We start from the raw sequence: 11,667 nt of genomic DNA, 5'->3' as shown, positions 1-11,667 counted from the left end.
CGATGGAGCGCACAGAATTACATGCGGAACACGCCGAAGCGAGTGCGCTCTTCGATCGGCGCGTTGAGGCTGGCCGACAGACCCAGGCCGAGCACGCGGCGGGTGTCGGCCGGGTCGATGATGCCGTCGTCCCACAGCCGCGCGGTGGCGTAGTAGGGGTTGCCCTGGCTCTCGTACTGATCGCGGATCGGCGACTTGAAGCTGTCTTCTTCCTCGGCCGACCACTGCTTGCCCTGCGCCTCGATGCCGTCGCGGCGCACCGTGGCCAGCACCGACGCGGCCTGCTCGCCGCCCATCACGCTGATGCGCGCGTTCGGCCACATCCACAGGAAGCGCGCGCCGTAGGCGCGGCCGCACATGGCGTAGTTGCCGGCGCCGAAGCTGCCGCCGATCACCACGGTGAACTTGGGCACGTGCGAGCACGCCACCGCGGTGACCATCTTGGCCCCGTCCTTGGCGATGCCGGCGTTCTCGTACTTCTTGCCGACCATGAAGCCGGTGATGTTCTGCAGGAACACCAGCGGGATGCCGCGCTGGTTGCACAGCTCGATGAAGTGCGCGCCCTTGAGCGCGCTCTCGGCGAACAGGATGCCGTTGTTGGCGACGATGCCGACCGGATAGCCGTGCAGGTGGGCGAAGCCGGTGACCAAGGTCTTGCCGTACCTCGCCTTGAACTCCTGCAGCTCGCTGCCGTCGACGATGCGCGCGATCGCCTCGCGGATGTCGAAGGGCTTGCGCGTGTCCTTGGGCACGATGCCGTATAGCTCTTCGGCCGGGTACAGCGGCTCGCGCGCGGGCTGCGCGGCGACCGGCAAGGTCTTCTTGCGGTTGAAGGTGGCGACGATGTCGCGCGCGATCTGCAGCGCGTGGCGGTCGTCCTGGGCGAAATGATCGGCCACGCCCGACACCGAGGTGTGCACGTCGGCGCCGCCGAGCGCTTCGGCGTCGACCACCTCGCCGGTGGCGGCCTTCACCAGCGGCGGGCCGCCGAGGAAGATCGTGCCTTGTTCCTTGACGATCACCGACTCGTCGCACATCGCCGGCACGTAGGCGCCGCCGGCGGTGCAGCTGCCCATGACCACGGCGACCTGCGGGATGTTCTCCGCGCTCAGCCGGGCCTGGTTGTAGAAGATGCGGCCGAAGTGCTCCTTGTCCGGAAACACCTCGTCCTGCAGCGGCAGGAACGCGCCGCCGGAGTCGACCAGGTACACGCAGGGCAGGCGGTTCTCGCGCGCGATCTCCTGCGCGCGCAGATGCTTCTTCACCGTCATCGGGAAATAGGTGCCGCCCTTGACCGTGGCGTCGTTGGCGACGATCACCACTTCCAGGCCCTGCACCCGGCCGATGCCGGCGACCATGCCGGCGGCCGGCGCGGCGTCGTCGTACATGCCTTCGGCCGCGAGCGGGGCGATTTCCAGGAACGGCGAGCCCGGGTCGAGCAGGGCGGCGATGCGGTCGCGCGCGAGCAGCTTGCCGCGCTCGGTGTGCTTGGCCCGGGCCTTGTCGCCGCCGCCGTGGGCGGCGCGTGCCAGCCGCGCGTCGAGTTCTTCGACCAGGGCGCGGTGGTAGGCGACGTTGTCGCGGAAATCCTGCGAGCGCGGGTCGAGCTGGGAAGTGATCGCGGGCATTGCGGGCACGGCCGGAAGCGGGAGACGCGGCATCAAAACACAAAGCGCCAGCGCCGGCCAATGGCCTGTGCGGGCGAAGCCGCGGCAAACGCCGGCGTATGCGCACACAATGCGACATGCGCGCTTGGTTTGCGTGAGCGGCGAGCGCGGCGGAACGCGCGTCGGGCTCGGGTCGCCTCGAAAGACGCGTTTCCAGCGGCGCGGCCCGCGCCGTTGTAGGAGGGGCTTCAGCCCCGACGCTCTTGTTTCAGTTCGCTGCGGCCTGAGCTCATCGGGCTGAAATCGCTCTCACAAGAGCGGGCGCCCCATTCAAGTATTCATTCGGTTCGCGGCGATCGGAACGAAGAGCGTCGGGGCTGAAGCCCCTCCCACACTCGAGCCGCCGCACAAAAAGAAAGGCCCGCACAAGGCGGGCCTTTCAGCGAACGAGAGCGCAAGCAGATTAGTGCTTGGCTTCTTCCTTCTTCGCAGCGTCGGCAGCGGCGCCGGCCTTGTCGGCGACGTTCTGCGCGGCAGCGGCGGTGGCGTCGGCAGCCTTGGCGGCAGCGCCGGCGGCGCCGGCAGCGGCGGCGTCGGTCGCAGCGGCGGCGGCATCGCCGGCCTTGGCAGCGGCGTCGCCAGCGGCGGCAGCGGCGTCGGTCGCAGCGCCGGCAGCGGCGTTGGCGGCGTCGGTCGCGGCAGCGCCGGCAGCGGCGGCGCCTTCGGCAGCGGCGGCGCCGGCCGAATCAGCGGCCTTGGCGGCGTCGGCACCGGCCTGCTCGGCGGCGGCCGAGGCTTCGGCAGCGGCGTCCTTGGCTTCTTCGGTCTTCTGGGCGCAAGCCGACAGAGCCAGAGCGGCAGCGGCGAGCAGGACGTAGAGATGGGTCTTCATGAGCTGTCTCCTGAGGAGTTGTCTGAGAAAAACGCTAGGTGGAGCTGTCAGGCAACGCCAGTGCTCGCAGCGGTCCGGCAAGCCGGCTTCGATCGTTCACTGACCTTACGGAAAAAGCCGCCGGAGAACCGGCGGCTTTCCCGTTCGACGCGGTTGCCCGCGCCGGAACTGCAGTATCGCTTGCGCGATATTACTTCTTCGCTTCTTCCTTGGCCGCTTCCGCCGGGGCGGCAGCGTCCTTGGCGGCGTCGGCAGCAGCGCCGGCGGCGTCAGCAGCGCCCTTGGCGGCGTCGGCAGCGGCGTCGGCAGCGGCCGGGGTCGCAGCGTTGGCAGCGGCGTCGGCCGAGGTGGCGGCGGCGTCGGCGGCGGTGGCAGCGGCGTCGGCCGAAGCAGCGGCGGCGTCGGCGGTGGCGGCGTCGCCAGCGGCGGCGGCGGTGTCAGCGGCAGCCTGGGCTTCGCCCGAAGCGGCAGCGGCGTCGGCAGCGGCAGTGTCGGCCTGCTTCTGGTTCGAGCAAGCGGCCAGGGCCAGGCCCAGAGCCAGGGCGATCAGCGCCTTGTTGAAGTTCATGATTCGGATTCCTCGTCGTTTAGTTAGGCAACGCGCAAAAGCGCGCCGATAACATGATGACAAGCCGGTGACGTGTGTCAAGCGGCCCGCCGGTTTTTTTTGTGCAACGCGTTTTTAACTTTTTACAGCAATTCGATGGCGATCGCCGTGGCTTCGCCGCCGCCGATGCACAGCGAGGCGACGCCGCGCTTGCCGCCGCGGATGCGCAAGGCATTGATCAGTGTGACCACCAGGCGGGCGCCGCTGGCGCCGATCGGGTGGCCCAGCGCGACCGCGCCGCCGTGCACGTTGAGCTTGTCGTGGGCGATGCCCAGCTCGGTCATCGGCGCCATCGCGACCACCGAAAACGCTTCGTTGACCTCGAACAGATCGACGTCTTCGACCTTCCAACCGGCCTTTTCGAGCACGTTTGAAATCGCTTTCACCGGCGCGGTGGTGAACCATTCCGGCGCCTGTGCGTGGCCGGCGTGGGCGACGATGCGCGCCAGCGGCTTGAGCCCGCGCGCGGCGGCTTCCTCGGCGCTCATCAGCGTAGTCGCGGCGGCGCCGTCGGAGATCTTCGAGGAGGCCGCGGCGGTCAGCACGCCGTCCTTGCCGAACGCCGGACGCAGGGTCGGAATCTTGGCCACGTCGATCTTGGCGGGCTCTTCGTCGGCGTCGACGACGACATCGCCCTTGCGGCCCTTGACCGTCACGGAAACGATTTCATCCTTGAAGTGGCCGGCCGACTGCGCAGCCTGCGCGCGCTTCACGCTCTCTTCGGAATAGGCGTCGATGGCGGCGCGATCGTAGCCGTACTTGGCGCAGGTGGCGTCGCCGAACACGCCCATGGCCTTGCCGTCGTACGGGTTGGTCAGACCGTCCCAGGCCATGTGGTCGAGGAACTCGGCGCTGCCGTAGCGGATGCCGGTGCGCGAGTTGTTGAGCAGGTGCGGGGCGTTGGTCATCGACTCCATGCCGCCGGCGACGACGACCTTGGCCGAACCGGCCTGGATCAGGTCGTGGGCGAGCATGATCGCCTTCATGCCCGAGCCGCAGACCTTGTTGATGGTGGTGCAGCCGACCGCGGCCGGCAGGCCGGCGCCGAGCGCGGCCTGGCGCGCCGGGGCCTGGCCGAGGCCGGCCGGGAGCACGCAGCCCATGATCACTTCGTCGACCTGGTCGGCGGCCACGCCGGCCTGTTCCAGCGCGCCGGTAATCGCGGCGCTGCCCAGGGTCGGGGTGGGGACGCCGGTGAACTGGCCGAGGAAGGAACCGATGGCGGTGCGCTTGGCACCGACGATGACGACATCGCTCATGGCGGAACTCCGGAAAACTGTGGCGTGTGAGGGCCGGCGCGGGACAGGGCCCGGGAGGCCGGAACCCGCCGATTATGCGGCGCCGTGTTGCGGTGCCGCAAATGCCCTTTCGGGCAGGGGGAATGGGGCCAGGGCGGATAACGAAAAACCAACAAATTGGGCTGCGAGCCCGGCCGGCGGCTGAATCCGTAGCGGCCCTTGGCGGCCCTTGTAGGAGGGACTTCAGTCCCGACGCCGTCGTCTCAGGCCGCTCTGATCTGCCCGGTGGAAGGCCCTTAAAGGCCGACACCCATGTTCCCGTCCGCTGCGATCCGATCTGTGGGAGGGACTTCAGTCCCGAAGCTCTTGTTTCAGTTCGCGGCGATCCGATCGGAAAGCGTCGGGACTGAAGTCCCTCCCACAGGCTCCCGGCCCGTCCCGCCTGTCCTGGCCGAGCGCTCTGAGGCGATGCGCGCAAGCGCCGAACCCAGCCTTCTGGCGCTTTTGCTTCGCCGCCGCGCGATTCGTTTGTCGGCCGCCGGCGTTTGCATTACAAGGAGCGGGTTCGGATTCGAAAACGCCGGCGCCGCGCGATGCGGCCCGGTGCGGCCGGCCGCCCGGGGGGAGCGGTCGCGTCTTCCTGATCCAGAGCGACTGGGGTGAGCCCATGAAACGATTCGAACCGGCGGTGCGGCGCAGTACGCATTGGGCCTTGGGCGCGTTGGCCGCGGCGGTGTTGACCGCCTGCGGCGGCGGAGGCGGTGGCGGCAACGTCCGCGAACCCCCGCCGCCGTCTTCGCCCCCGCCCACTACGCCGACCACGCCGCCGCCGCCGATCGGCGCGCACCTGGACCTGACCAACGCGCGCTCGGCGCAGGCGCTAGGCCTGACCGGGCAGGGCGTGCGCATCGGCGTGGTCGACAGCGGCGTGCGCCGCGACCATCCCGCGCTCAACGGCCGGGTCGGGCCGATGCTGATCTACACCGATCCGCGCAGCAACAACCACCGCATCGACGACGTGCTCGGCCACGGCACCTACGTCTCGCAGATCATCGCCGGCACCCCGGTCGGCGCCTGGCCGGGCGGGATCGCGCCGGGCGCGAGCATCGTCTCTGCGCGCATCCTCGCCGACACCCGGCCCAGCGACGACGGCTCGGGCATGGGCAACCAGGCCACCGGCAACGGCGGGCTCGACATCGTCAGTCGCGACCTCATGAACGCCGGCGTGCGGATCATGAACAACTCCTGGGGCGGCCTGTACTGGACCGGCGACAACGTCACCCGCAGTTTCATCGACGCCTACAAGCCCTTCATCGACAACGGCGGGCTGGTGGTGTTCGCCACCGGCAACGAGTCCAAGCCGCAGCCGTCCGACAACGCGTCGCTGCCGAGCCAGGGCGCCGGCGCCGACGCGCTCGAGCGTGGTTGGATCGCCGCGGCCGCGCTGGACACGCTCAACCCGACCCGGCTGGCGAGTTATTCCAACGCCTGCGGCATCGCCATGAACTACTGCCTGGTCGCGCCCGGCGACGTGCAGGCCACCGGCGTCAACGACAGCGTCGGCAACCCCAGTTATTGGGTGGTGCGCGGCACCTCGTTCGCCGCGCCGCAGGTGTCGGGCGCGGCGGCGCTGGTGTGGCAGGCGTTTCCGTATTTCAACAACGATCTGGTCCGGCAGGCGCTGCTGGGCAACGCCAAGGACCTGGGCGCGCCGGGCGTGGACCCGGTGTTCGGCCAGGGCCTGCTCGATGTCGGCGCGGCGGTGCGCGGCCTGCACCGGCTCGATTGGGGCAATGCGCGGGTGAGCTTCGACGGCAGCTCGACCTGGACCAACCCGCTCACCGGCGCCGGCGGCCTGATCAAGGACGGCAGCGGCACGCTGCGCCTGGACAGCAGCGCCGCGCACACCTACAGCGGCGGCACCGACGTCGCCGGCGGCACCTTGCGCCTGAACGACGGAGGCAGCCTCGCCTCGGCGGTGACCGTGCGCAACGGCGCGACCTTCGCCGGCGGCAACGGCGCCCGGATCGCCAGCCGAGTCGACAACCAGGGCGCGCTGCGGGTCGAAGGCGCGGGCCTGCGCATCGACGGCGATTACGCGCAGTCGGCGGCGGGGCAGTTGCAGTTCTTCATCAGCTCCAGGCTCGATGTCGGCGGCGCCGCCACGCTGGCCGGCGATGCGCGCGTGCTCGGGCAATTACCGGGCTATGTGCGCTCCAGCCGCGAGGTGTTCCTCAACGCCGGCAGCCTCAGCGGCCAGTTCGCCAGCCTGTCGAGCGCGCCGGGCGTGTTCCTGACCGCGACAGTGGGCTACAGCAGCACCCAGGCCTGGCTCGACATCACCGCATTGAACATCAGCGCGACCGCGCAATCGCTGGGCATGCCGGCCGGCGAGGTGGCGGCGGCCGCGCGCGTGGACGCCGCGCTGGGCGGCCTCGGCGCTGGCGCGGCGATAACCGCGCCCGGCGGCGCCGGCGCGTTCTCGGCCGCGGCCGGCGCGCTGCAGCGCTCGGCCACGGCGCAGGCCGCGCAGCAGTCGCTGGCGAGCCTGTCGGGCGAGCTGCACGGCGCCGACGCCGCGTTCGCGCTGATGACGGTCGAAGGCAACCGGCGCGCGCTGGAATCGCGGCTGGATGCGCAATACCTCGACGGCACGCGTTCCGGCGCCTGGAGCGACCGGCTCGACGCGCGCCGGGCGATGGCCGGGCGCTTCGATCTGGACGCGACCGGCTGGATCGTCGGCCACGACCAGCGCTTCGGCGATTGGAACCTCGGCGCCGCGCTGAGCCAGACCGACGGCTACGCCTACAGCGCGCAGCGCCGCGACCGCGAGCGCAACCGCCAGGTCGAAGGGCAGTTCTACGCGGCCTGGAACCGCGACGGGCATTACCTGCTCGGGCGCGCGGCGTTCGGCCACATGGATCGCTACCTGCAGCGCGAAGTGCAACTCGGCGCGGACCGATTCGGCACCGGCAGCGATTACGGCGAGCGCTATCTGAGCTTGAACGTGCAGGCCGGGCATCGTTTCCGCTTCGGCGAAGGCGTGCTCACGCCTTACCTGGGCGCGCAGAGCCTGCGCCTGGATCGTGGCGGCTTCGAAGAATCGGGAGCGGCCGGCTTCGGCCTGAGCGCCGGCGATTCGACGTTGAGCGCGACCCAGTTGCTTGCCGGCGCGCGGCTGGAGCGCCAGTGGCGGCTGGGATCGGCCCTGCTGAGCCTGAGCGGCCGCGCCGAATGGCAGCGCACGCTGGCGCAGTCGGGCCGCTACATCGATGCGCGCTTCACCGGCATGGAAGTGTGGTCGCCGATCGTCAGCGACGCGTTCGCGCGCGAGGCCGGTGTGTTGGGGCTCGGGTTCAATGCGCGATTCGCGCGCGGCGGGGTGTTCGCGCTGGATTTCGACAATCGTTACGAGTTCGGCCGGCAGTATCCGCGCGCGTTCGCGAGTTGGTCGCTGCCGTTTTAAGCGCAATGCGCGGTCATTGTTTCGGGCTCGCCCTGTAGGAGCGGCGCGAGCCGCGACCGCGAAACTGCGGCGTCCGGCGCAAGCCGCTATCGCGATGGCGCGGGCGGCCGCTGGGTTTGTCGTAGTCGCGGATTCGCGGTCGCGGCTTGCGCCGCTCCTACAGGGAGATCGCGCGGCTTAGAGCAGGTCTTGCGCGACAACGAAAAAGCCCCGCGTTCGCGGGGCTTCTTGTTCCCTCTCCCGCAAGCGGGAGAGGGAGACGAGCGACGCTGCGATCAGCTCTTGCCGTCGAACAACTCCCGCCCGATCAGCATGCGCCGGATCTCGTTGGTGCCCGCGCCGATCGCGTACAGCTTGGCGTCGCGCAGCAGCCGGCCGGTCGGGTATTCGTTGATGTAGCCGTTGCCGCCGAGGGTCTGGATCGCTTCGAGCGCCACTTCGACCGCGGCGTCGGAGGCGTGCAGCAGGCACGAGGCCGCGTCCACCCGGCTCTTGTAGCCGCCGTCGAAATCGCGTGCGACCTGGTAGGCGAACGCGCGGCTGGACTGCAGCGAGGTGTACATGTCGGCGATCTTGCCCTGCATCAGGCCGAAGGTGCCGATCGCCGCGTCGAACTGCTTGCGCTCGCGCACGTAGGGCAGGGCGATGTCCATCGCCGCCTGCATCAGGCCGAGCGGGCCGCCGGTCAGCACCAGGCGCTCGGTGTTGAGGCCGCTCATCAGCACCTTGACGCCCTGGTTGACCTCGCCGACCACATTCTCGACCGGGATCTCGCAGTTCTCGAACACCAGCTCGCAGGTGTTGGAGCCGCGCATGCCGAGCTTGTCGAGCTTCTGCGCGGTGCTGAAGCCCTTCATGCCCTTCTCGACGATGAAGGCGGTCATGCACTTGCTGCCCGCAGCCTTGCCCGCCGTGCGCATGTACACCAGCAGCACGTCGGCCTCGGGGCCGTTGGTGATCCACATCTTGTTGCCGTTGGCGACCCACACGCCGTCGCGCAGCTCGGCGCGGCAGCTCATCGAGCCGACCACGTCGGAGCCGGCGCCCGGCTCGCTCATCGCCAGCGCGCCCTTCCACTCGCCGCTGCACAGCTTGGGCAGGTACTTGGCGCGCTGGTCCTGATTGCCGTTGGCGAACAGGTTGGACACGCACAGGTTGGAGTGCGCGCCATAGGAGAGACCGACCGAGCCGGAAGCGCGCGAAATCTCTTCCATCGCGACCAGATGGGCCAGATAGCCCATCTCGCTGCCGCCGAACTCGCCCGGCACGGTCATGCCCAGCAGACCCATCTCGCCCAGCTTGGGCCACAGGTCCTGCGGGAACGCGTTGTCGTGGTCGATGCGCTCCGCGCGCGGAGCGATTTCGGTTTCGGCGAAACGGCGCACGGCGTCGCGCAGCGCGTCGATCTCTTCACCCAGGGGAAAACTGCGCATATCAGCCCTCGTAACGAATCAGCGGCCGCCCATTGAGCGGTTGGATGTTGCGGTTGTTGCGGCGGTAATGGGACAAGAACCCGTCGATCTGCTGCTTCGACATGGTCACAGGCGCCGGCATCACGTACCACTCGACATTTTCCGTCAGAGGCGGGGTCGTGAGCGAGCCCAGGTAGTGGTAGTAGCCGTGCGCTTTCGGCAGCAGGCCTTCGATGTCGATCTCGGGCTGGGCCGGCTTGGCCTTGCCGGGCTTGAGATCGTCCAGCACTTCCTGCGCGACCGCATTGGCCTTGCCCTGTTCATACATCACCCCGACCACGGCCAGGCGCCCGTCCTGGGCCTTGAACACGAAGTGGCCTTCCAGCGGGAAATGCTTGCCGTCCAGGGTGTGCTCGCTGCGGGCGTGGAAGTGGAACTGGGCCAACTTGAAGTGGCGGCCGCGGATGGTCGCCTCGGTGGCGTGGGTGTCGACCTGCACGGCGTGGCCGTTGTCCTCGACCTTGTCGATGGCGCCGTGGGTGTGGCTGAACTCGATCGCGCGCGGCTCGGCCGGATCGGCCGCGGCCGCGCCGGCGGTGACGATGTCGATCGGCGACTGCGACTTGTCGTGCAGCGCCTGCCAGGCTTCCTGGTGGTCGTAGTCGTAGACCTCGTGATGGCCGGCGGCGGCCGGCTTGGCCGGCCCGTTCGCCTGCGCGGCGAAGGCGAGGGCGGCGGACAGGCCGGCGACGGCGAGCGCGGCAACGGCGGGCACGGCGAAAGCGGACGAACGCATGGCTTGGCTCCAGGGTTGGCGACGCGAACGAAAACGGTGGACGGCGCGTGCGTTTTGCTAAACGCAATGGCGCACGAAAAACCCTACCGCGAATACGACGACGGGGCCGTCGGCCCCGTCGAAGTGTGGTTCAGTGCCCGCTGCGGATGCGTCCGCGGAAGCTCGGGTTGGAGCGGCCGAGCGGCAGCTTCAACTTGCCGATCGCGCTGATGCGCTCTTCGGCCAGGCGGTCGGCGGCGGTGTAGGTCGGGATGCTGTCGCGCTCGGCGATCTCGAAGATGCGGCCGAGGTTGTGATAGATCGTGCGCATCATGCGCATGGCGCGCTCGCGGTTGTAGCCGTCGAGTTCCAGCGCCACGTTCATCACGCCGCCCGCATTCACCGCGTAGTCCGGCGCGTACAGGATGCCGCGCTTGGCCACTTCGTCGCCGATGGCGTTGTTGGCCAACTGGTTGTTGGCGGCGCCGCAGATGATCTTGGCCTTCAGGCGCGGCAGGGTCTGCTCGTTGACGGTGCCGCCCAGCGCGCACGGCGAGTACACGTCGGCGTTGACGTCGTAGATCTCGTCCAGGCCCACCGCTTCGGCGCCGTACTCGGACACGGCCTTGTCGACCAGGCCCTTGTTGATGTCGGTGACGAAGATCTTCGCGCCGCGCTCCTTGAGCAGCTTCACGAACTCCATGCCGACATGGCCCAGGCCCTGCACGGCGTAGCTGTACTTGCCCACTTCCTCGTCGCCGAAGCGCTTGTTCAGCGCCGCCATCAGGCCCTGCAGGGTGCCGTAGGCGGTGAACGGCGACGGGTCGCCCGAACCGCCGTGGACCTGGTGCACGCCGGTGACGTACTCGGTCTCGCGGTAGACGTATTCCATGTCGTTGACGTCGATGCCGACGTCTTCGGCGGTGATGTAGCGGCCGCCCAGCGAATCGACGAACTTGCCGAACGCGCGGAACAGCGCTTCGGACTTGTCGGCGGCCGGATCGCCGATGATGACCGCCTTGCCGCCGCCGATGTTGAGGCCGGCGACCGCGTTCTTGTAGGTCATGCCGCGGCTCAGGCGCAGCACGTCGTTGAGCGCGTCCTGCTCGGTCTTGTACGGCCACATGCGCAGGCCACCCAGGGCCGGGCCGAGCACGGTGTTGTGAATCGCGATGATGGCCTTCAGGCCGGCGTCCTTGTTATGGCAGAACACGACCTGCTCATGGCCGAAGGTGTCGAGGGTTTCGAAAATCATCGGGTGCTCCGAACCGGGCGGGTTGCGCAGCGCTGATGCGAGCGCGGTTTCGCCTGGCTGTGGGTTAAGTCGTTGAAATGAGTAGAAATCGCCTGTGCGCTGGCGGCGAGCCGGCCGGCGCAGGGCCGCTAGTCTAAAGCAATCGGGCAATACGGCTAGGTATGCCGGGCGTATGCCGGGGCGGTTGCGCGAAGGCGGCGCGGGCGCTTGCGGCGCGGGTTTGCCGGGCTTGCCGTTTGGCTCGATCCAAATGGCGCGATGGCGTTCGCGGCGGCGGTCGAAAGGGGCGTCGGCATGCCGCCGATATCGCGAAGACTGGCGTCGTCAAACACAATAACGATGCAAACCGTGTGTCCGGGCCGGCCGCGCGGCGGCGTTTGCCCGGATGCGTACCGCCCGCCCGCGCATCGCACCC

At 69.1% G+C, this 11,667-nt stretch carries 9 protein-coding genes; 2 read left to right on the top strand and 7 right to left on the bottom strand.

Translation table 11 applies throughout. The features are described 5' to 3' along the window. Positions 1–17: 17 nt before the first annotated feature. The 4 genes from BLU84_RS12225 to BLU84_RS12210 all read right to left on the bottom strand — a co-directional run bounded on the left by BLU84_RS12225 (position 18) and on the right by BLU84_RS12210 (position 4,365). On the bottom strand, positions 18–1,628 hold the full coding sequence (locus tag BLU84_RS12225) for a carboxyl transferase domain-containing protein (RefSeq protein ID WP_074867189.1): 1,611 nt from the start codon (positions 1,626–1,628) through the stop codon (positions 18–20). A gap of 442 nt (positions 1,629–2,070) precedes the next feature. After that, positions 2,071–2,499, bottom strand: coding sequence for a hypothetical protein (locus BLU84_RS12220; RefSeq protein WP_074867187.1), 429 nt, complete (start codon positions 2,497–2,499; stop codon positions 2,071–2,073). 190 nt (positions 2,500–2,689) lie between these two features. After that, a complete protein-coding gene (locus BLU84_RS12215) occupies positions 2,690–3,067 on the bottom strand; it encodes a hypothetical protein (RefSeq protein ID WP_074867184.1) in 378 nt (125 codons plus the stop codon). Positions 3,068–3,189: 122 nt separating this feature from the next. Beyond that, positions 3,190–4,365 (bottom strand): thiolase family protein, encoded by a 1,176-nt coding sequence (locus tag BLU84_RS12210; RefSeq protein WP_074867182.1) that lies wholly within the window; start codon positions 4,363–4,365, stop codon positions 3,190–3,192. 291 nt (positions 4,366–4,656) lie between these two features. On the opposite strand from BLU84_RS12210, the gene BLU84_RS28620 reads away from it, so the two are divergent. Together BLU84_RS28620 and BLU84_RS12205 are read left to right on the top strand one after the other, a co-directional pair. Further along, on the top strand, positions 4,657–5,007 hold the full coding sequence (locus tag BLU84_RS28620) for a DUF6053 domain-containing protein (protein ID WP_425479365.1): 351 nt from the start codon (positions 4,657–4,659) through the stop codon (positions 5,005–5,007). Between the two features lie 4 nt (positions 5,008–5,011). After that, entirely contained in the window at positions 5,012–7,810 is a 2,799-nt protein-coding gene (locus BLU84_RS12205) for a S8 family serine peptidase (protein ID WP_083382530.1), read from the top strand. Between the two features lie 275 nt (positions 7,811–8,085). On the opposite strand, the gene BLU84_RS12200 is transcribed toward BLU84_RS12205, so the two are convergent. From BLU84_RS12200 to BLU84_RS12190, 3 genes are all read right to left on the bottom strand, one after another. Next, positions 8,086–9,243, bottom strand: a complete 1,158-nt coding sequence (locus BLU84_RS12200; RefSeq protein ID WP_074867178.1) for an isovaleryl-CoA dehydrogenase — start codon at positions 9,241–9,243, stop codon at positions 8,086–8,088. Between the two features lies 1 nt (position 9,244). Further along, complete coding sequence (locus tag BLU84_RS12195) at positions 9,245–10,018, bottom strand: carbonic anhydrase (protein WP_074867176.1); 774 nt, start codon at positions 10,016–10,018, stop codon at positions 9,245–9,247. Between the two features lie 130 nt (positions 10,019–10,148). Then, positions 10,149–11,252, bottom strand: coding sequence for a Glu/Leu/Phe/Val dehydrogenase dimerization domain-containing protein (locus BLU84_RS12190; RefSeq protein ID WP_074867174.1), 1,104 nt, complete (start codon positions 11,250–11,252; stop codon positions 10,149–10,151). Between the last annotated feature and the right edge of the window lie 415 nt (positions 11,253–11,667).

Origin of the sequence: Lysobacter enzymogenes, assembly GCF_900106525.1 — a bacterium.
GTDB lineage: Bacteria > Pseudomonadota > Gammaproteobacteria > Xanthomonadales > Xanthomonadaceae > Lysobacter > Lysobacter enzymogenes.
This window is presented reverse-complemented; position numbering and strand designations above follow the sequence as displayed.